The organism is Aeromonas sp. CD, assembly GCF_033349375.1.
GTDB classification, from domain to species: Bacteria; Pseudomonadota; Gammaproteobacteria; order Enterobacterales; family Aeromonadaceae; genus Aeromonas; species Aeromonas hydrophila.
The window spans coordinates 4377685-4398473 of sequence record NZ_CP137631.1 but is presented as its reverse complement, the minus strand read 5'-3'; the positions used below and the strand labels follow the sequence as shown (position 1 = coordinate 4398473).

At 61.2% G+C, this 20789-nt stretch carries 21 protein-coding genes; 20 read left to right on the top strand and 1 reads right to left on the bottom strand.

Going from position 1 to position 20789, the window contains the following annotated elements:
• The first annotated feature begins 5 nt into the window (after positions 1-5).
• From lafF to R2E40_RS20465, 5 genes are read left to right on the top strand one after another with little or no spacing between them, the layout of a single operon-like run.
• Positions 6-464: a lateral flagellar basal body-associated protein LafF gene (gene lafF / locus R2E40_RS20485; RefSeq protein WP_318164273.1), complete on the top strand. Its 459-nt coding sequence runs from the start codon at positions 6-8 to the stop codon at positions 462-464.
• Positions 465-471: 7 nt separating this feature from the next.
• A complete protein-coding gene (lafS, locus tag R2E40_RS20480) occupies positions 472-1185 on the top strand; it encodes a lateral flagellar system RNA polymerase sigma factor LafS (RefSeq protein WP_318164272.1) in 714 nt (237 codons plus the stop codon).
• A gap of 47 nt (positions 1186-1232) precedes the next feature.
• Positions 1233-2090 carry a lateral flagellar motor stator protein LafT gene (lafT, locus tag R2E40_RS20475; RefSeq protein ID WP_017409423.1) on the top strand — a complete coding sequence of 286 codons (858 nt, stop codon included), beginning with the start codon at positions 1233-1235 and terminating at the stop codon, positions 2088-2090.
• Positions 2090-3037, top strand: a complete 948-nt coding sequence (gene lafU / locus R2E40_RS20470; protein ID WP_017409424.1) for a lateral flagellar motor protein LafU — start codon at positions 2090-2092, stop codon at positions 3035-3037. Before lafT ends, lafU begins: the two co-directional genes overlap by 1 nt.
• Positions 3024-3482 carry a hypothetical protein gene (locus R2E40_RS20465; RefSeq protein WP_318164271.1) on the top strand — a complete coding sequence of 153 codons (459 nt, stop codon included), beginning with the start codon at positions 3024-3026 and terminating at the stop codon, positions 3480-3482. The genes lafU and R2E40_RS20465 overlap by 14 nt, the downstream gene beginning before the upstream one ends.
• Here R2E40_RS20465 and R2E40_RS20460 read toward each other — a convergent pair.
• Entirely contained in the window at positions 3418-4272 is an 855-nt protein-coding gene (locus R2E40_RS20460; RefSeq protein ID WP_318165576.1) for a lytic transglycosylase domain-containing protein, read from the bottom strand. The genes R2E40_RS20465 and R2E40_RS20460 overlap by 65 nt on opposite strands.
• A gap of 257 nt (positions 4273-4529) precedes the next feature.
• Here R2E40_RS20460 and R2E40_RS20455 point away from each other — a divergent pair, with 257 nt between their 5' ends.
• From R2E40_RS20455 to ftsZ, 15 genes are all read left to right on the top strand, one after another.
• Positions 4530-4826, top strand: a complete 297-nt coding sequence (locus R2E40_RS20455; protein ID WP_017409426.1) for a hypothetical protein — start codon at positions 4530-4532, stop codon at positions 4824-4826.
• A gap of 240 nt (positions 4827-5066) precedes the next feature.
• The gene (gene mraZ, locus R2E40_RS20450; protein ID WP_318164270.1) at positions 5067-5525 is read left to right on the top strand and encodes a division/cell wall cluster transcriptional repressor MraZ; all 459 of its coding nucleotides are present in this window, start codon (positions 5067-5069) and stop codon (positions 5523-5525) included.
• Positions 5526-6464: a 16S rRNA (cytosine(1402)-N(4))-methyltransferase RsmH gene (rsmH, locus tag R2E40_RS20445; RefSeq protein ID WP_318164269.1), complete on the top strand. Its 939-nt coding sequence runs from the start codon at positions 5526-5528 to the stop codon at positions 6462-6464.
• 3 nt (positions 6465-6467) lie between these two features.
• Positions 6468-6782, top strand: a complete 315-nt coding sequence (ftsL, locus tag R2E40_RS20440; RefSeq protein ID WP_318164268.1) for a cell division protein FtsL — start codon at positions 6468-6470, stop codon at positions 6780-6782.
• Positions 6779-8542, top strand: coding sequence for a penicillin-binding transpeptidase domain-containing protein (locus R2E40_RS20435; protein ID WP_318164267.1), 1764 nt, complete (start codon positions 6779-6781; stop codon positions 8540-8542). The genes ftsL and R2E40_RS20435 overlap by 4 nt, the downstream gene beginning before the upstream one ends.
• Positions 8526-10007 carry a UDP-N-acetylmuramoyl-L-alanyl-D-glutamate--2,6-diaminopimelate ligase gene (gene murE / locus R2E40_RS20430; protein WP_318164266.1) on the top strand — a complete coding sequence of 494 codons (1482 nt, stop codon included), beginning with the start codon at positions 8526-8528 and terminating at the stop codon, positions 10005-10007. Before R2E40_RS20435 ends, murE begins: the two co-directional genes overlap by 17 nt.
• Positions 10004-11359: a UDP-N-acetylmuramoyl-tripeptide--D-alanyl-D-alanine ligase gene (gene murF / locus R2E40_RS20425; protein ID WP_318164265.1), complete on the top strand. Its 1356-nt coding sequence runs from the start codon at positions 10004-10006 to the stop codon at positions 11357-11359. Before murE ends, murF begins: the two co-directional genes overlap by 4 nt.
• Positions 11353-12435, top strand: a complete 1083-nt coding sequence (gene mraY, locus R2E40_RS20420) for a phospho-N-acetylmuramoyl-pentapeptide-transferase (protein ID WP_011707583.1) — start codon at positions 11353-11355, stop codon at positions 12433-12435. Before murF ends, mraY begins: the two co-directional genes overlap by 7 nt.
• 3 nt (positions 12436-12438) lie before the next feature.
• Complete coding sequence (gene murD, locus R2E40_RS20415; protein WP_318164264.1) at positions 12439-13722, top strand: UDP-N-acetylmuramoyl-L-alanine--D-glutamate ligase; 1284 nt, start codon at positions 12439-12441, stop codon at positions 13720-13722.
• The gene (gene ftsW / locus R2E40_RS20410; protein WP_016352178.1) at positions 13719-14900 is read left to right on the top strand and encodes a cell division protein FtsW; all 1182 of its coding nucleotides are present in this window, start codon (positions 13719-13721) and stop codon (positions 14898-14900) included. The genes murD and ftsW overlap by 4 nt, the downstream gene beginning before the upstream one ends.
• Positions 14900-15985 (top strand): undecaprenyldiphospho-muramoylpentapeptide beta-N-acetylglucosaminyltransferase, encoded by a 1086-nt coding sequence (murG, locus tag R2E40_RS20405; RefSeq protein ID WP_318164263.1) that lies wholly within the window; start codon positions 14900-14902, stop codon positions 15983-15985. Before ftsW ends, murG begins: the two co-directional genes overlap by 1 nt.
• Positions 15982-17436, top strand: a complete 1455-nt coding sequence (gene murC / locus R2E40_RS20400) for a UDP-N-acetylmuramate--L-alanine ligase (RefSeq protein WP_010635950.1) — start codon at positions 15982-15984, stop codon at positions 17434-17436. Before murG ends, murC begins: the two co-directional genes overlap by 4 nt.
• A 97-nt stretch (positions 17437-17533) precedes the next feature.
• The gene (locus R2E40_RS20395) at positions 17534-18286 is read left to right on the top strand and encodes a cell division protein FtsQ/DivIB (RefSeq protein WP_017409434.1); all 753 of its coding nucleotides are present in this window, start codon (positions 17534-17536) and stop codon (positions 18284-18286) included.
• On the top strand, positions 18267-19526 hold the full coding sequence (gene ftsA, locus R2E40_RS20390) for a cell division protein FtsA (protein ID WP_005305690.1): 1260 nt from the start codon (positions 18267-18269) through the stop codon (positions 19524-19526). The genes R2E40_RS20395 and ftsA overlap by 20 nt, the downstream gene beginning before the upstream one ends.
• Positions 19527-19566: 40 nt before the next feature.
• Complete coding sequence (ftsZ, locus tag R2E40_RS20385; RefSeq protein WP_005305686.1) at positions 19567-20718, top strand: cell division protein FtsZ; 1152 nt, start codon at positions 19567-19569, stop codon at positions 20716-20718.
• The last annotated feature ends 71 nt before the right edge of the window (positions 20719-20789 follow it).

The following is a 20789-nucleotide window of genomic DNA, read 5'->3' as shown; positions in this document are numbered from 1 at the left end:
ATATTATGCGGCGAGTGGTTAAGTGGTTGATGATGGGCGTGATGGCTCTGTGCCTACTGGCCGTGCTGGCCTATGGGGTCTATCTGAAGCGAGATCTGGTTGCCGTATGGCTGGGATTGGCGGAGCCAAAGCCTGAGCTCAGCGCCACTCCGCTGTTCAAGCCGATGGAGCGCTTTGTCATCAGCCTGGAAGGGGGGGTTGAGTCCCATTATCTCGTGCTCGAGTTGGCTTTGGTGACCCACAATCCGGCACAGCTCAATTCGCTCAATGAGCTGACACCATTGATCCGCAATGCCATGGTGCAGTATTTCAGTCACCGTACCCACGATGACGTGAAGAAAGAGCTGCAGAACATCACTGCACTGCAAAGTTCTCTACTGGGCAAGTTGGTCACCACGTTGCAGAGTTACGGTTACAAGACCTATCTGGATGAGGTGTTGATCACCAAAGTGCTGGTGCAGTAACGCATATATGACCGATGTCGACTGGGATACCCCGCACAAGTTCAGCGCTTCTCCTCCCCGTACGGGCGAGCAGGCCATACTGACCCGATATCTGCCGCTGGTGAAGCGAGCTGCCAGTCACTTGCGCAGTCAGGTGTCGGCTTGCTTCGATCAGGAGGATATGGAGCAGGTTGGCATGATGGGGCTGTTGGAAGCCTGGCGCCGCTACGACAGCGAGCCGGATGCCCAGTTTGAGAGTTATGCCTTCAAGCGAATCCGCGGTGCCATGCTGGATGAGCTTCGCCGCCTGGATTGGCGGCCGCGCCAGCTGCGGCAGCAAGTACACAGTCATAATCAGGCCCAGCGCGAATTGCACAACCGATTGGGACGAGCTCCATCAGAGCAGGAGTTGGCCACGGTATTGGAGTGCTCCATCGAGGAAGTGCGCCAACTGGCCTACGCCAGTCAGGCTGAAGCGCTACATAGCCTGGAGGAGTGGCTGGAGAACGGTGGCAAGGCGCCAGCTACTGAATCCGATGATGTCGATTTGGCAATGACCATCAGCAAGGCGCTGACCTCGCTGGACAAGCGTGAGCAGCTGTTGCTCTCCCTCTACTATCAGCAAGAACTGAACATGAAAGAGATTGCCCTGGTGCTGGGGCTGACGGAGTCTCGGGTTTGTCAGTTGCACAAGCAGTGTGTCCTTCAGCTCAAGCAGCGTTTGGTCGACTCCATTTATTAACGCTTCACCATCCCTGGTGAGGATCCTTGAATTCTGCGGGAGCGTTCATGCAAAAACAGATAGGCCTTGGCGTCATTTTCATATGTGTGCTGGGCGGTTTCATGATGGCGGGTGGCAAGCCCATTGCCTTGTGGCAGCCTGCCGAGCTGATCATCATCATCGGAGCTGCGGTGGGCTCCATGTTCCTGGGCAATTCAAAGGAAGTGATGCATGAGATGTGGCGGCAGATGAAGTTGTGCTTCAAATCCAACAAGGATGAAAAAGAGATCTATCGCGAGCTGCTGACCCTGATGCATCAATTGCTGGAGGAGACGCGCAACAAGGGCATGAAGGCGCTGGATGAGCACATTGAGAATCCGCAACAGAGTTCGGTGTTTCTGATGTATCCCCAGATATCGGAAGATCCCCAGTTGCTCGGTTTCATTATCGACAACTTACGTTTGCTAGGTATGGGCAAGATCACGCCGCATGAGCTGGATACCGTGCTGGAACAGGAGATCATGGCCATCGAGGAAGACATGCTCAAGCCGGCGCACGCACTGCACAAGACCGGGGAGGCTTGTCCCGGTTTCGGCATCCTGGCAGCCGTGATGGGGATCATCATTACCATGCAGCAACTGGACGGCCCGCTGAGCAATATCGGTGTGCATGTCGCCGCCGCACTGGTAGGCACCTTCATCGGTATCTTCCTCTGTTACTGCCTGCTTGAGCCCATCAGCAATGCCATGGAAGAGATGGTCAAACGGCGGATCGGGCTGCTCATGTGCATCAAGTCCATTCTGATCGCCCAGTTGCGCGGCAAAACCCCGCTGATCTCGGTTGACTCGGGCCGGAAGATGTTGGAGCCCGATGTGAAACCCAGCTTCCTTGAACTGGAAGATTGGGTGACCAACAGGGCCATGTAATGCGCAATCACGAACAGATCATCATCAAACGCCAGCAACGGCGTAATAGTGCGCCCAAGGGGGGCGGGGCCTGGAAAGTTGCCTTTGCTGATTTTACCTTGGCGATGATGGCATTTTTCATGGTGCTCTGGATCCTGGCTGTTTCCAGCCAGGAGGAGCGTGAAGTCGTTGCCAGCCGCTTGCGTGATTACAGCATCATGGACAGCGAGGCCAATCCATTCGATATCAGAAATAGCCCCTATCCGGTTGATCTGGGTGGTAATCCTTCTGTATTGGAAGAACTCAGTCCCAAGTTCGTAGAACAAGGGCAGAGGATGCCGAGGCACATGGAGAGGGATCGCAGTATTTTTTCTGATGGTGCCAGCGGTGGTTATGAAAGCCTGTTGGTCGGAAAAATTGAAGGCGAGGCACAGATGAAGCAGCTGGCCGGTTTCATTGGCTCGCTGGCTGAGCAGATGCAGGCCAAGAATAATCTGGAGTTACAGCTGGTCCCGCAGGGTCTGCGGATCCTCATTCGTGATGATGACGAGCGGGAGATGTACAGCCGTGGCAGTGCTCGCATCAGCCCCTTCTTCAGGCATATGCTGATGGCGCTGGCTCCGATTTTTCAACGCGTCGAAAATCGAGTCATGATTTCTGGTCATACCGACAGCACCCCTTTTGCGGGGGATAATTACAGTAACTGGGAGCTGTCATCCGACCGCGCCATGATGGCAAGGCGGGTATTGCTGGCCGGTGGCATGCCTCCGGAACGAGTAGGCCAGGTCGTCGCCATGTCGGATACCATGCTGGAGAATACGGCTGACCCACGGGGAAGCCAGAATCGCCGGATTGAGCTGCTGGTGATGACCAGTCAGGCAGAAAAGAATCTGGAGCAACTGTTTAGCGCACAAACGCAAGCCGCCGTGAAGCAGGCCAAGGACGAAACTTCCCATGGACAACCTTGAAGTAGCGCTGTCGGAACCGAGCGAGTTCAATGATCCCCGCCGCAAGGTACCCCGCTGGTATCTACACGACGGTACTACCCCCTTGGAATCACAAAGCTGCGGCATTGCCGCGCGGCTGATGGTCTCTGGTTTGCTGTTTGACAAAAATATCGGCAGGGCAGTGATCAAGGATATTGGGCCGGGAGGTGTTGGTTTTCTGGCTCCTGCCCGTTTCATCCTGCCCGAGACGGTTAGCCTGTCTCTCTCTCCCCGGATTATGCTCGATTGCCGCATCACCCATCGACGAGCCATCGGGCAATATCTCAGTTTCTATGGCGCCCGCTGGTCGGTACCTGAGTCAGTCGATCTCTCACCGGTACTCAGTCACTGGCGTCACTGTTTCATGGCAACAGGGGTGGGCGCCTCGTGTCCAGCCCCAGTGGATCCTGTAACGCATCCAGCTTGATCTTACCCCGACTCATATCCAATCCTCTTGCCGCTTGCAGCAACAAGGGGTCATGTAAGCTTTCCAGTGACACTGCCTTGCGAAACACTAATTTGCTGTTTTGGTGTGTCGGGGCAGGAGAGCCTCCCCGGCTGTAGACGATGGGACAGTTGGTGATTCCGGGAGCATCGGGAAGCTGCCATGCCGGATTCCAGTGGCTTGCTTCATTCATCGCTACCCCCTTTGTCATGGCCCACTGTAACAGGGAGCAACTGCCAGGATGCATGGCTACCTGAATATTTTCTCCTGCTTGCCAGGGGGGCAGGGTGAGCTGGTGTTGTTCTGCTCGATCAAGCAATTGGGCGAGCGCGATAAAGCGAGCCACATAGAGGCGTGTTTCCGTGGGTAACTGCAGCTCCCATAGATTGCGCGTACCTGCATTGAGCACAGCTTTTAGTACTCGGCCCTCCCCCGCGTTATAGGCCGCCAGCGCCAGTAACCAGTCCTGCCCAAAGAATTGATGAAGCCAGCCGAGATAGGAGAGCGCAGCATCGGTCGCAAGGGGCAAGGAGTAGCGGCCATCAAAGCTTGGCATCATGGGAATGGAGAAGCGTGCGGCTGTGTCCGGCATCAACTGCCAGGGCCCTGCGGCTCCTGCTGTCGATACCACATCCAGCCGATAACTGCTCTCAATCAGTGGCAAAAAGGCCAGCATACTGGGCAACTTGCGAGCGCTAACCTGTTGTTCCACCCAGCGGATCATGGGCTGGGATTGCGCCAGTCGTCTTTGCAGGTGAGCTCGTTGCTTCAACAGAAACTGGGTTTGCTGAGTGACCAGGTCGGCTCCTTTTCCTTGTATTGGGGTAGGAAAACCAGCCTGCCAATGATAGTTATGATAGGAATAACAATAAGGCGGAGTCATTAGCAGTACGCTAACTAGCCAGCGGATAGCTCGAGTCATGATATGGGGGAAAGGCAAGCAGCGCTAAAAAATAAAAACATGATGTATCTCAACAGTTTTCGATAGTTTTTGTCGACTGTTCATGTGGAATCCAGGATGTGATAAGCATGATAGCACGAGTAAAAAAGACCCCAAAAGCGGGCAAGGCGATCCAGAAATTTCTACTGTATTTGATTCTCGCCAATTTTGTATTGATGGGACTTTATGTCGTGCATGCCGGAGAGCTGGCATTTGGTACCAATATCCTGCTGACGTTCCTGCTGATTATCTACAATTTGCTGCTTTGCCAGCTGGTCTGTCTGCGGGCTCGACGTGCCGGGGATGGCTACATCATTTATCCCGTGGTCGGTGTTAGCATCATCTTGTGTGCCGTGGTGTTGTTCCGCTTCATTATTTCCCCCTGACAGAGTCGGCATTCAGGTCGACAGCTAATTAATCGATACACTTCTTACGCAAATAACTTGTGGAAAATCAACTCATTTAATCCTCGCTGCTGAAACGCTGCGTCAATATGTTCCCCATGCCCGAGATCCTCGCTTGAAAAGCCCTCAGCACGTCCTTAAACTTCAAGGTGGGGAAAAGTGGATCAAAGTGGTTTTTATCGGGCGATTTGCCCCCTTTAACTCATTTTCAGGGACTGCAATTTGTTGCGTGGTGCGCATGCCATCAGCCTCGACAGCAAGGGGCGACTGGCGATTCCGACCAAATATCGAGACTGGCTGCGCGACGAATGCGACGGCCAGCTGGTCTGCACCATCGACATCGCTCACCCCTGTCTGCTGCTGTATCCCCTGAATGAATGGGAAGAGATCGAGCGCAAGCTCAAGACGCTCTCCAGCATGAATCCCCTTGAGCGCCGCCTGCAGCGGCTGTTGCTCGGGCATGCGACCGAATGCGAGCTGGACGGCAATGGCCGTCTGCTGCTCAGCCAGCCGTTGCGCAATCACGCCGGGCTGGACAAGAAAATCATGCTGGTGGGCCAGCTCAACAAGTTTGAGCTGTGGGATGAAGCCCGCTGGCAGCAACAGATCAATGACGATATCCAGGGCCTGCCCGAGGACGATTGGGCAAGTTCACCACGACTACAGGATTTCTCTTTATAAATGACCCAAGCCGCTGAACACATCACAGTGCTGTTGCACGAAGCCGTCGAAGGGCTGGCCATCAAGCCGGACGGCGTCTATGTCGACGGTACCTTTGGCCGGGGTGGTCACTCTCGTCTCATTCTCGAAAAGCTCGGCCCACAGGGCCGCTTGATCGCCATAGACCGGGATCCCCAGGCCATTGCCGAGGCGGCCAAGATCCAGGATCCCCGCTTCGAAATCGTGCACGGCCCCTTCTCCGGCATCACCTCCTATCTGAGTGAGCGCGGCCTGCTCGGCAAGGTCGACGGCTTCCTGCTGGATCTCGGTGTCTCTTCCCCCCAGCTCGACGACGCCGAGCGCGGCTTCAGCTTCATGAAGGACGGTCCGCTCGACATGCGGATGGATCCCACCTCCGGTCAGAGCGCGGCCGAGTGGCTGGCTCGCGCCGATGTGGACGACATCGCCTGGGTGCTGAAGACCTTCGGTGAGGAGCGCTTCGCCAAGAAGATCGCCCGCGCCATCGTCCACGACCGGGTCACCGAGCCCTATGTGCGCACCCGTCAGCTGGCGGAGATGATTGCCCGGGTCAATCCGAGCAAGGAGAAGGGCAAACACGCCGCCACCCGCAGCTTCCAGGCCATCCGCATCTACATCAACAGCGAGCTGGACGAGATCGAGACCGCGTTGAACGGTGCCCTGCAGGTGCTGGCCCCCGAGGGGCGCCTCTCCGTCATCAGCTTCCACTCCCTAGAAGACAGGCTGGTCAAGCACTTCATCCGCAAGCACGAGAAGGGACCCGAGGTGCCGCACGGCATCCCGCTGACCGAGGCTCAGCTGGCGGGTGGTCGCAAGTTGAAGTCGGTCGGCAAGGCGCTCAAGCCTTCCGATCATGAAGTCACCGAAAACACGCGCGCACGCAGCTCGGTGCTGCGGGTCGCCCAGCGTCTGGCGGATTGAGTCATGAGCGAGGTGCGCGTTCATCTGGCCAAGGAGATCATCGGGGATCTCTGGCGTCACAAGCTGCAGGTGGTGCTGGCCATCGCCGTCCTGGTCACCGCCTTCGCGGTGATCCTGGTGACCAACATGACCCGGGGCCTGACCGCCAAGCAGAATGATCTGATGGCGGAAGAGGACAGGCTCAACATCGAGTGGCGGCACCTGCTGCTGGAGCAGGGCACCCTGGCCGAGCACTCCAGAGTGGCGAGCCTTGCCATGGATAAATTGCAGATGGCTCGCCCCCTGGTGACCACCGAGAAGGTAATAACTCAACCATGAAACGCAAGGCCGCCACCAGGGCACCGGCAAAAGAAAAAGCCAAGGCCAAAGCACCGTCACTCTACCCGTGGCGCTTTCGCACGCTGGTATTTTTCATCGGCATCGCCTTTGCGGGTCTTATCCTGCGTCTTGCCTGGATCCAGGTGATCGATCCCGACCGCCTGCGTCAGGAGGGGGACATGCGCTCCCTGCGTACCACCTCCACCCAGGCGGTGCGCGGCATGATCACGGATCGCAACGGTGAGCAGCTGGCGGTCTCCGTGCCCGTCGAGGCGGTCTGGGCGGATCCCAAGACGGTACACGAGACCGGCGCCATCCATAACGAGCGCGCCTGGCTGGCGCTCTCCGCTGTGCTCAAGCTCGACATCAATACCCTCAAGCACCGCATCTCCAACCCCAGCAAGCGGTTTGTCTATCTGCAGCGGCAGGTGACGCCGGCAGTGGCGGAATACATCAAGGGCCTCAAGCTCGGCGGCATCTACCTGCGTCCCGAGTCCCGCCGCTTCTATCCGACCGGCGAGATCAGCTCCCACCTGGTGGGGGTGACCAACATAGATGGCAGCGGGATCGAAGGGATAGAGCGCAGCTACAACGAGTGGCTGACCGCGACCCCGGGGGAGATGCGGGTGCGCAAGGACCGCCAGGGCCGCGTCATCGAGCGCCTCGGCCTGGTCAAGGAGGGCAAGAACGCCAACGATCTGCAGCTGAGCATCGATCAGCGGGTGCAGGCCCTGGCCTACCGGGCCCTCAAGCGTGCCACCGACGAGAACAAGGCGACCTCCGGCTCCATGGTGATGCTGGACGTGAAGACCGGCGAGGTGCTCGCCATGGTCAACACCCCCTCCTACAACCCGAACAACCGGGGCCAATACCAGAGCTTCCGGGTGCGCAACCGGGTGGTGACCGATACCTATGAGCCGGGTTCCACCGTCAAGCCCCTGATTCTGCTGAGTGCTCTCCAGGCGGGCGTGACCAGCTGGAAGGACACCATCCAGGGCGGCCCCCTGTTTATCGGGGCCAAGCAGATCCGTGACGTGAGTATCCACAAGGCGACCAACCTGTACGACATACTGCGTTACTCCTCCAACATCGGCATGTCGCGCATCGCCCTGCGCATGCCGGCCCAGGAGATGATCAACACCCTCAGCATGGTCGGCTTCGGGATGGATACCGGTAGCGGTCTGATGGGGGAGAGCAGCGGCATGCTGCCCCAGCGTCGTCGCTGGTCCGATATCGAGCGGGCGACCCTCTCCTTTGGCTATGGTCTGCGGGTCACCCCGCTGCAGCTCGCCTCCGCCTATGCCACCCTGGCCAACAAGGGCAAGCGGGTGCCCCTCTCCATCATCAAGGTGACCACACCGCCAAAGGGGGAGCAGGTCATCGATCACAACAACGCCACCGCCATGCTGCAGGCGCTGGAGTACGTGGTGGACAATGCCATTCCCAAGGCCAAGATCCCCGGCTACCGGGTCGGCGGCAAGAGTGGTACCGCCAAGGTCGCCGTCGCCGGCGGCTATGGCAAGGACTACATGGCCTGGTTCGCCGGCTTCGCCCCCGCCAGTAACCCTCGCTTCGTCATGGTGGTGGTGATCAACGAGCCCAAGGGCAACGCCTACTACGGCGGCGCAGTCGCGACTCCGCCCTTCGCCGAGGCCATGGGTGGCGTGTTGCAACTCTTCAATATTCGTCCCGACGCGGTCCCCACCGAGGTACCCGCCAAACTTGCCCGTACGGAGGCCTCTCTTGCACCGCGCACTTGATGATCTGCTGCGCCCCTTCGGCATTCATGCCCCGGCGCTCCCCCTCACCGACCTCCAGCTGGACAGTCGGCGGGTTGGGCCCGGTTCTCTGTTCGTGGCCGTGCGCGGCCACCAGGTGGATGGCAGAGGCTTTATCGAACAGGCGGTGGCTCGGGGAGCCGCCGCCGTGCTGTTTGAGGAGGACGGTGAATTCGTCCCCCCCGCGCTCTCTGTACCCTGCTTCGGAGTCCCTGAACTGCCCGCCAGGCTCTCCGAGCTGGCCGGCTATTTCTACCGGCAACCCAGCGACAGGCTGCAACTGGTCGGTATCACGGGCACCAATGGCAAGAGCACCACGGCGCTGCTGGTCGCAAACTGGCGCACCCTGCTGGGGGGCAGGGCCGGGGTGATGGGTACCATAGGCAACGGCCTGTTCGGCGAGCTGGTGGAGGCGCCGAACACCACGGGCAGCGCGGTGGAGGTGCAGGCCACCCTGGATGCCTTACGGCAAGAGGGGGCTAGCCTGGTGGCGATGGAGGTATCCAGCCACGGTCTGGTACAGCACAGGGTGGCGGCACTGCATTTTGCGGCGGCGGCCTTCACCAACCTGAGCCGAGATCATCTGGACTATCACGGCACCATGGAAGCCTATGGCGCGGCCAAGGAAGAGCTGATCAAGCTGGTAGACGAGCCCTGCGCCGTCATCAATGCGGATGATGAGCTGGGCAGGCGCTGGTTGTCCCGCTACCCCGCTGCGGTGGCCTTCGGGGTGAATGGTCCCATCGCCAACCATGGCGGGCGACAGTTGACGGCGCAGGATCCCCAATTTCACCAACAAGGTTTTCACACGCAGATTAACTCCAGCTGGGGGAATGGTGTATTATCCGCCCCCTTGCTCGGCCGCTTCAACGTCAGCAATGTGCTGGCGGCCATGGGCGTGATGCTGGTGCTCGGCTACGACTTCGACGCCCTGCTGGCGAGCGCCCCCAGGCTGCAACCCGTGACCGGTCGCATGGAGTGCTTCGGCGGTGGCGATGCGCCGCTGGCCGTGGTCGATTATGCCCATACCCCGGACGCGCTGGAGAAGGCACTGCAGGCCCTGCGGGTGCACTGCGAAGGCGAGCTCTGGTGCCTAGTGGGCTGCGGTGGCGACCGGGATCGCGGCAAGCGTCCCATGATGGCCGCCATGGCAGAGCAGCATGCGGATCGCGTGATCCTGACCGACGACAATCCCCGTACCGAGGAGCCGGCCCAGATCATGGCGGACATGGTGGCGGGTCTTCGCGATCCCGGCGCCGTGCAGATCGAGCACGACAGGGTCAAGGCGATCGCTCTGGCACTGTCTCAGGCGAGCAAACAGGACATCATCCTGGTGGCCGGTAAGGGTCACGAGGATTATCAGATCATTGGAACCGACAAGCGGCACTACAGCGACCGGGAAACCGTCGCCGCCGCCTTGCACACATTATTGGAGTCATTCAGATGATGACCCTCAGGCTTGCCGAGCTGGCGCAGGCGCTCGATGCCCGTCTGATTGGTGAAGACGGAGCGATCACGGCTGTCAGCACCGACACCCGTACCCTGGGCGCAAGCGCGCTGTTTGTTGCGCTGCGCGGCGAGCGTTTCGATGCCCACGATTTCTGCGAGCAGGCCGTGGCCGCCGGGGCATCGGCCCTGCTGGTCGAGCGTGAACTGCCGTTGGCGATCCCCCAGCTGGTGGTGACCGACAGTCTCAAGGGACTGGGTCGCCTCGGCCGGCTGGTGCGCGAGCGGATCAACCCGAAAGTGCTGGCCATCACCGGCAGCTGTGGCAAGACCACGGTGAAGGAGATGGCGACCGCCATCCTGCGTCAGGAAGGGGACGTGCTGGCCACCGCCGGCAACTTCAACAACGAAGTGGGGGTGCCGCTCACCCTGCTGCGCCTCGAGCCGCAACACCGCTTTGCGGTGATGGAGCTGGGGGCCAACCACCCGGGCGAGATCGCCTGGACGACCTCGCTGGCCAAACCCGATGCCGCCATCATCAACAACGTGGCGGCCGCCCACCTGGAGGGCTTCGGCTCGCTGGAAGGGGTGTTCCACGCCAAGAGCGAGATTTTCGAGGGGCTGGGAGAGGGCGGCACCGCCATCGTCAATGCCGACAACGAATTCTGGCCGAAGTGGCAGGCGCGCGGGATCCACTGCGCCTTCTCCATCGAGGATCAGCGTCAGCCGTTCCACGCCAGCAACGTGGTGATCAACCAGCAGGGTTGTGCCGAGTTCGTCATGGTGACCCCGCAGGGTGAAGTGAGCCTGACCCTGGCCATTCCGGGCCGCCACAACGTGGCGAACGCCCTGGCCGCCGCCGCCGGCACGCTGGCGCTCGGCGCCTCGCTCGCCTCGGTCAAGGCCGGGCTCGAGCAGATGGCACCGGTCAAGGGCCGTTTCTGCGTTCAGCGCTGGGGTGGTCTCACCCTGGTGGACGACACCTACAACGCCAGCGTGGAATCCGTGCTGGCGGGCATCGATGCCCTGACCGCCATGAGCGGCTACAAGGTGCTGGTGTTCGGTGACATGAAGGAGTTGGGTGAGGAGTCCGCCGAGCAGCACGCCCGGGTCGGACGCCACGCCAGCGAGCGCGGCCTCGATGCCGTGCTGACCGTAGGGGAACAGAGTCGCCACACCGCAGATGCCGCGGCTGGCCGACATTTCGATAACAAGGCGTCGTTGTTTGAAGTGCTTGCGCAAATGATAAATACACATCAAGAAATCGCGATCCTGGTCAAGGGTGCCCGTGGCTCCCGCATGGAAGATATCGTCGAGATGGTCAAAGACCGTCAGGAGTCAGCCACATGCTAGTCTGGCTGGCGGAACTGCTCACCCCGCACTTCACCTTCTTCAACGTCTTCTCCTACCTGACGTTTCGCGCCATCCTGTCGATCATCACCGGCCTGGTGGTGGCGCTCTGGATGGGGCCGCGTCTCATCCGCCGCCTGCAGATCCTCAAATTCGGCCAGGTGATCCGCAATGACGGTCCCGAGTCGCACCTGAGCAAGAAAGGCACTCCGACCATGGGCGGCCTGATGATCATCGCTGCCATCTTCATCTCGGTGCTGCTCTGGTGCCGCCTCGACAACCCCTATGTCTGGCTGGTGCTGTTCGTGCTGGGTGCCTATGGCGCCATCGGTTTCGCCGATGACTACCTCAAGGTGGTGCGCAAGAACACCGACGGCCTGATCGCCCGCTGGAAGTACTTCTGGCAATCCGCCGTTGCGCTGGGGGTGGCCGTGTTCCTTTACGCCACCGCCACGCACGACGGTCAGACCCAGCTGGTGGTGCCCTTCCTCAAGGACGTGATGCCGCAACTCGGGCTGATGTTCATCGTATTGACCTACTTCGTCATCGTCGGCACCTCCAACGCGGTCAATCTCACGGATGGCCTGGATGGTCTGGCCATCATGCCGACCGTGATGGTGGCGGGGGGCTTCGCCTTCATCGCCTGGGCCACCGGCAACGTCAATTTCGCCAACTACCTGCATATTCCCTATGTGCCCTATACCTCCGAGCTGGTGATCGTCTGTACCGCCATCGTCGGGGCGGGTCTGGGTTTCCTCTGGTTCAACACCTATCCGGCCCAGGTGTTCATGGGGGACGTGGGCTCCCTGGCGCTGGGCGGCGCGCTCGGCACCATCGCCGTGCTGGTGCGTCAGGAGTTTCTGCTGGTGATCATGGGCGGCGTCTTCGTGATGGAGACCGTCTCGGTGATCCTGCAGGTGGGGTCCTACAAGCTGCGCGGCGTGCGCATCTTCCGCATGGCACCGATCCATCACCACTATGAGAAGAAGGGCTGGCCGGAGCCGCGCGTCATCGTGCGCTTCTGGATCATCACTCTCATGCTGGTGCTGCTCGGCCTCGCCACCCTGAAGGTGAGGTAAGCCATGGTCATCATCATCGGACTCGGCAAAACCGGACTCTCCTGCGTCGACTACTTTCTCGGCCGTGGCGTGACGCCGCTGGTGATGGACACCCGCGCCAACCCGCCCGGCAAGGATCAACTGCCTGCCGAGGTGGAACTCATCCACGGGCTGGATGGCGAGCTGCTCAAGCAGGCGCACATGATAGTGGCGAGCCCGGGCATTGCCCTGGCGACGCCCGAACTGCGAGCGGCCGCCGAGTTCGGGGTGCGCATCGTCGGCGACATCGAGCTGTTCGTGCGCGAGACCCAGGTGCCGGTGATCGCCATCACCGGCTCCAACGGCAAGAGCACGGTCACCACCCTGGTGGGTGAGATGATCGCCGAGGCCGGCCTCAAGGTCGGGGTGGGTGGCAACATCGGCACGCCGGCGTTGGAGCTGCTCAAGCAGCCGATGGATCTCTGCGTGCTGGAGCTCTCCAGCTTCCAGCTGGAGACCACCCACAGCCTGCGCGCCGCCGCCTCCGTGGTATTGAACCTCAGTGAGGATCATATGGATCGCTATCAGGGCATGGCCGACTATCGCGCCGCCAAGATGGAGATCCATCAGCACTCCCAGCACATCCTGATCAATCGCGACGATGCCCAGACCCTGCCCGATGTCGGCCAGGTGTGGCAGAGCTTCGGCCTTGACTGCAACGGCTATGGTCGCTGCGAGCTGGATGGCCGTCACTGGCTGACCCTGCACGGCGAGCCGTTGCTGGCGGTGGACGAGATGAAGATCGTCGGCGCCCACAACCAGGCCAACGCGCTGGCCGCCATGGCCCTGTGCGATGCGGTCGGCATCCCGCGCGAGCCGCAGCTGCGAGTGCTGCGCCGTTTCGAAGGGCTGCCTCACCGTGCCCGCTTCGTGCGGGAGGTGAACGGGGTGCGCTGGATCAACGACTCCAAGGCCACCAACGTAGGGGCGACCCTGGCTGCCGTGGCCGGGGTGCGCGAGTCGGTGAAGGGGCGCCTGCTGCTGCTGGCCGGTGGCCAGGGCAAGGGCCAGGATTTCGGCCCGGTGCAGGCGCTGCTCGGCAGCCAGATCGATCACATGTACTGTTTCGGCCAGGATGCCGAGGTGCTGCTGGCCCTCGGCGAGCAGACCGAGCAGGTCGCGGATCTTGATGCCGCGGTCGCCAAGGCGGCGGCCGATGCTCGCCCCGGCGACTGGGTGCTGCTGGCGCCGGCCTGCGCCAGCCTGGACCAATTCAAGTCTTTCGAAGCGCGCGGTGATCGTTTCACCGAGCTGGTACAGAAGTTATGAACGCCCTTCGCGCAGTCGCAGGCTTCTTGCAGCGCTGGCTGTTGCCGGCGCGCCCTGCCGGTCTCTATGACCGGCAGCTGGTCGTGCTGGCGCTGGCGCTGATGGCGGTGGGTCTGGTGATCGTGGCCTCCGCCTCGATCCCGGAGGGGATCGCCATCAACAACGATCCCTTCATGTTCGTGAAGCGTCACGGCCTGTTTCTGCTGATGGCGCTTGGCATCTCCTGGTTTGTGCTGCAGGTGCCGATGGCGCGCTGGCAGCACTACAACGGCCCCATGCTGCTGTTGGCCATCGTCATGCTGGTGCTGGTGCTGCTGGTGGGCCGCAGCGTCAACGGCTCGGTGCGCTGGTTGCCGCTTGGCCCGTTCAACCTGCAGCCGGCCGAGTTCGGCAAGCTGGCGCTGTTCGTCTATCTGGCGGGCTATCTGGTGCGCCGTCAGAGCGAGGTGCGCGAGCGCTTTATTGGTTTCATGAAGCCGATGGCGGTGCTGTTCGTGGTGGCCATCCTGCTGCTGGCCCAGCCTGATCTGGGCTCGGTGGTGGTGATGTTCGTCACCTCGCTCGGCATGCTGTTCCTGGCCGGCGCCCGCCTGGTGCAGTTCATCGGTCTCATCCTGGTGGGGGTGAGCGCCGTGGTGACCCTGATCATCGCCGAGCCGTACCGGATGCGGCGGGTGACCTCGTTCCTCGATCCCTGGGCCGATCCATTCGGCAGCGGCTACCAGCTGACCCAGTCGCTGATGGCCTTCGGCCGTGGCAGCTGGTTTGGCGAGGGGCTTGGCAACTCCATCCAGAAGATGGAGTACCTGCCGGAGGCGCATACCGACTTCGTGTTCGCCATCCTGGGTGAAGAGCTGGGCTATGTGGGCGTGCTGGGCGCGCTGTTTCTCATCTTTGCGCTGGCAATCAAGGCGCTCAAGCTGGGGCACCAGGCGCTGGTGGCCGAGCGATTGTATGAAGGCTATCTGGCCATTGGCATCGGCATCTGGTTCAGCTTCCAGACCTTCGTCAACGTGGGGGCAGCCAGCGGCATGATGCCGACCAAGGGGCTGACCCTGCCGCTGGTCAGCTACGGTGGCTCCAGTCTCATCATCATGATGGTGGCGGTGAGCATGTTGATTCGTATCGATTTCGAGTTGCGCCAGGCCAGTGCCCAGGCGCGCGTGCGGGAGGTTTAGTGAGCAAGACGCTGTTGGTGATGGCAGGCGGTACCGGGGGCCATGTGTTCCCCGGCTTGGCCGTGGCTGATCGCCTCAAGGCCCAGGGCTGGACCATTCACTGGCTCGGCACCGCCGACCGGATGGAGGCCGAGCTGGTGCCTGCCCATGGTTACCCCATCTCCTTCATCGATATCCAGGGGGTGCGTGGCAACGGCATCAAGCGTCTGCTGGTGGCGCCCTATCGCATCGTCAAATCCGTGCTGCAGGCGCGCCGGGTGCTCAAGACCATTCGCCCAGACGTGGTGCTCGGCATGGGCGGCTTTGCCTCCGGCCCGGGTGGCGTGGCGGCCTGGCTGTCCGGCATCCCGCTGCTGCTGCACGAGCAGAATGCTGCGGCCGGCCTGACCAACAAGCTGCTGGCTCGCCTCGCCAAGCGGGTGCTGATGGCATTTCCGGGCGCCTTCGCGCCGAGCCGTCGTACCGCCGTGGTGGGCAACCCGGTTCGCCCCGAAGTGGTGGCGCTGCCGGATCCTCAGCTGCGCAGCGGTGCCGAGCCACTGCGGCTGCTGATCGTCGGTGGCAGTCTGGGGGCCCGGGTGCTCAACGAGCAGGTGCCGCCAGCGGTGGCGGCGGCCGGTGTGCCCATCGAGGTGCGTCACCAGTGTGGCAAGGGCAATCGGGAGGCCGTGGCCGAAGCCTATGCCAAAGAGGGTGTTGCGGCCGAAGTGAGCGAATTTATCAAGGACATGGCTGATGCCTACGCCTGGGCCGATCTGGTGGTGTGCCGGGCGGGGGCGCTGACCGTCTCCGAAGTGGCCGCCGCCGGGGTCGCCGCCATTTTTGTACCGCTGCCTCACGCGGTGGATGATCACCAGACCCGCAACGCCCTGACCCTGGTCGATGGCGGTGCGGCTGAATTCCTGCCCCAATCCGAGCTAACGACGGCCTCGCTGGCCGCGCGTCTCTCCTGGCTTGCCGGGCGCAGGGAAACCCTATTGAACATGGCCCAGGCCGCCCGTCGCGTGGCCATTACCGATGCCGCCGAGCGGGTTGCCGATGAGTGCAAACGCCTGGCGTCCGGGCAGATTGAGAGAGAACTATGACCAAGGTTGAACTGGCAAAACTGCGTACCGTTATCCCTGAAATGCGTCGCGTGCGTCGCATCCATTTCATCGGCATCGGTGGTGCCGGGATGGGCGGTATCGCCGAAGTACTTGCCAACGAAGGGTATCAGGTAACCGGCTCGGATCTGGCCCGCAATGCGGTGACCGAGCGACTCGAGTCCCTTGGTGCCCACATTTTCGTCGGCCACAGTGCCGAGCACGTGAACGAGGCGAGTGTGGTGGTGGTCTCCACCGCCATCAAGCAGGACAACCCCGAGCTGCTGGCCGCCCGCGAGCTGCGCATTCCCGTGGTGCGCCGTGCCGAGATGTTGGCCGAACTGATGCGCTTCCGCCACGGCATCGCCATCGCCGGCACTCACGGCAAGACCACCACCACCAGTCTGGTGGCGAGCATCTATGCCGAAGCGGACCGGGATCCGACCTTCGTCATCGGCGGTTTGCTCAACAGCGCCGGCACCAATGCCCGCCTGGGCAGCAGCCGCTATCTGATTGCCGAGGCGGACGAGAGCGACGCTTCCTTCCTGCATCTGCAGCCGATGGTCTCCATCGTGACCAACATCGAAGCGGATCACATGGACACCTATGGTGGCGACTTCTCCAAGCTGAAGGCCACCTTCATCGACTTCCTGCACAACCTGCCGTTCTACGGGCTGGCCGTGGTGTGCGTGGATGATCCGGTGATCCGCGGCATGCTGCCGGAGATCGCTCGTCCCACCATCACCTACGGTCTGAGTGATGATGCCGACGTGCAGGTGCTGGACTTCGTGCAGACCAGCAACCGCAGTCGCTTCCGGGTGCGCCGCAAAGATGCCGGCGAGCTGGAGGTGACCCTCAACCTGCCCGGCATCCACAATGCGCTCAATGCCGCCGCGGCGATTGCGGTCGCCACCGAGGACGGGATCGGCGATGATGCCATCATCCGGGCGCTGGCCAAGTTTGAAGGGGTGGGTCGCCGCTTCCAGCAATATGGCGAGTTCGAGACCGGTCGCGGCAAGGCCATGCTGGTGGACGACTACGGTCACCACCCGAGCGAGGTCAAGGTCACCATCAACGCCGCGCGCGCCGGCTGGCCCGAGAAGCGGTTGGTGATGGTGTTCCAGCCGCACCGCTACACCCGCACCCGCGATCTCTACGAAGACTTCGCGGATGTGCTCTCCAAGGTGGACGTGCTGGTGATGCTGGAGGTTTATGCCGCCGGTGAAGAACCCATTCCGGGCGCCGATGGCCGCGCCCTGTGCCGCTCCATCCGCTCCCGCGGCAGCCTGGAGCCCATCTTTGTCGCGACGCCGGACGATGTGCCGGCGGTGCTGGCCGGGCTGGTCGGCGAGGGCGATCTGGTACTGACCCAGGGGGCAGGGAACGTCGGCGCACTGGCTCGCCGTCTCGGCGAGATGAAATTGAGCATCGAGAGCATGAAATCCGGCGCCTGAGGGCCCAATGAGTATTTTGACCGCCAAGCCGGGGCCTATATAATGGCGAACCGGTCTGCAAAGGGCCGGCATGGCGCGTTAAACGGGGATCGATCGGGTGGAGGCAAGGGCACAAGGGCGCACCAAGGGGGGCTTCATCGCCGGGGTGGGATTTTTCATCCTGGTCATGTGGGGCCTCTACCAGACCGCGCTGGATGTTAAAGATTGGCTGACGGATGCCAATCGGTTGCCCATGAGCGAGCTGTTGCTGCAGGGGCAACACCAGTATTTGCAAACCGATGAACTGCGCAGCGCCGTGCTGGATGGCGCCGAGTTGCGCAACTTCTTCGAGTTGGATGTGAACGAATTGCAGGCGCGGTTGAACGCCTTGCCTTGGGTGGCCCAGGTCTCGGTACGCAAGAAGTGGCCCAACAAGATCAAGGTCTACCTCACCGAACAGGCGGTTGCGGCCCGCTGGAATGGCAACCGCTTCGTCAACACCAAGGGTGAGGTGTTCAGTGCGCCGGACAGGGTGAAGACCCCTCTGATGCAGCTGTCCGGGCCAGAAGATCAGGCCGTCAAGGTGCTGGAGGCCAGCCGCCAATACGAGGCGCAGCTGGCGGCCAGAGGGTACAAGCTGCTGGGGGTGAATCTGACCCCTCGCCATGCCTGGGAACTGACCCTGGATGGCAACATTCAGCTGTTTTTGGGGCGCTCGGATATCGCGCTTCGACTGCAGCGGTTTATCGATGCCTTTCCGGTTATCGAGCCTCGTGAGCGGGTTGCTTACGTGGATCTTCGATACGACACCGGAATGGCAGTTGGCTGGAAGAAGAACGAAGAGAAAGTGAATGACCAAAACCGCAGATAGAAATCTGATTGTCGGGCTGGATATCGGCACAACCAAGGTGGCGGTTCTGGTTGGCGAAGTGCTGCCAGACGGTGAGCTCAATGTCATCGGCATGGGCAGTCACGCCTCTCGCGGCATGGACAAGGGCGGGGTCAACGATCTTGATTCCGTGGTCAAGTCCCTGCGTCGCGCGGTGGAAGAGGCTGAAATGATGGCCGACTGCCAGATCAGCTCCGTCTATCTGGGGTTGTCCGGCAAGCATATCGACTGTCGCAATGAAACCGGCATGGTGCCCATCTCCGATGAAGAGGTGACTCAGGAAGACGTGGACAACGTCATCCACACCGCCAAGTCGGTACGGTTGTCCGATGAGCTCCGGGTGCTGCACGTGCTGCCCCAGGAGTTCGCCATCGACTACCAGGAAGGGATCAAGAACCCGGTCGGCCTCTCCGGCGTGCGGATGGCGGCCAAGGTGCACCTTATCACCTGCCACAACGACATGGCTCGCAACATCGAGAAATGTGTGGAGAAGGTGGGTCTGCGGGTGGATCAGCTGATCTTCTCCGCGCTGGCGTCCAGCTACGCCGTGCTGACCGAAGACGAGAAAGAGCTGGGTGTCTGCGTGGTGGACATCGGTGGCGGCACCATGGACATGTCGCTGTTTACCGGCGGCGCCCTGCGTCACACCAAGGTGATCCCGTACGCCGGCAGCACGGTGACCAGCGACATCGCCTATGCCTTCGGCACCCCGCCGCTGGATGCGGAGGCGATCAAGGTGCGCTATGGCTGCGCCCTCGGCCGGCTGGTCAGCAAGGAAGACAATATTGAAGTACCCAGTGTCGGCGGTCGTCCGGCGCGCAGCCTGCAGCGGCAGACACTGGCTGAAGTGATTGAGCCCCGTTACACCGAGTTGCTCTCCATGGTGAATGATGAGCTGGTGCGGGTACAAAGCGAATTGAAAGCGCAGGGGGTCAAGCATCAGCTTGCAGCCGGTGTGGTCTTGACCGGCGGCGCTGCCCAGATCGAAGGCATTGTGGAGTGCGCAGAGCAGATCTTCCAGAGCCAGGTCCGGGTAGGGGAGCCCATGAATATCCGGGGATTGAGTGATTATGTGCAGGCGCCTGTGTACTCGACCGCGGTCGGGTTGCTGCAGTATGGCCGCACCCATCAATCCACCGGCAGTAGCAAGGAATATGCCGCCAAGGCAAGCGTAGGTGGGCTGGTCAAACGGGTCAGCAACTGGTTGCGTGGCGAGTTCTAAAAGATTTTGCTGAGTCAGGCAAATAAAGCGGAGAGACAACATGTTTGAATTTATGGATAGCCACACTGACGAAGCCGTCATTAAAGTGATTGGTGTGGGTGGCGGCGGCGGCAACGCGGTCGAGCACATGGTTCGTCAAAACATCGAAGGCGTTGAATTCATTACCGTCAACACCGACGCCCAGGCTCTGCGTAACTCCAGCGCCAACACAACCCTGCAGATCGGCGGTGGCATCACCAAGGGTCTGGGTGCTGGAGCCAATCCGGAAGTGGGTCGTGATGCGGCCATGGAAGATCGGGAAGCGCTGCGCGAGCTGCTGACTGGCTCCGACATGGTGTTCATTGCCGCCGGCATGGGCGGTGGTACCGGTACCGGTGCTGCACCGATCGTGGCCGAAGTGGCCCGCGAGATGGGTATTCTGACAGTTGCTGTCGTAACCAAGCCGTTCTCCTTTGAAGGGAAGAAGCGGATGGGCTTCGCTGCGCACGGCATCGAAGAGCTGTCCAAGAACGTCGACTCCCTGATCACCATCCCCAACGACAAGTTGCTGAAGGTGCTGGGCCGCGGCATCTCCCTGCTGGACGCCTTCAAGGCTGCCAACGATGTACTGCTGGGTGCGGTACAGGGCATTGCCGAGCTGATCACCCGTCCGGGCTTGATCAACGTCGACTTCGCGGACGTGCGTACCGTGATGCGTGAAATGGGTACCGCCATGATGGGTACCGGTTCCGCCTCCGGTGATGACCGTGCCGAAGAAGCGGCCGAGAAAGCCATCTCCAGCCCGCTGCTGGAAGACGTGGATCTGGCCGGTGCCCGTGGCATCCTGGTCAACATCACCGCCGGCATGGACATGACCATCGAAGAGTTCGAAACCGTGGGTAACGCGGTCAAGGCCTTCGCCTCCGAGAACGCCACCGTGGTGGTGGGTACCGTAATCGACCCGGAAATGCATGACGAACTGCGCGTGACCGTGGTTGCCACCGGTATCGGTGCCGAGCGCAAGCCCGACATCACCCTGGTGAAGAACAACATGGTACAAGAGCGTCCGGCCCGTCAGCCCCTGATCAGCGAAGCCCTGCAGTCTCGCGTGATGGAAGAGGCCCCGGCCAAGGTGGTCAACGCCGAGCCGCAAGCTCGTCGCGAACCGGATTATCTCGATATTCCTGCGTTCCTGCGCAAGCAAGCTGACTAAGCCTCTAATGACGCTGGTTTGTTTGTTGCTTAAGGAATGTGCTAAGATGGCCCGGCAACGACCATCTGGTC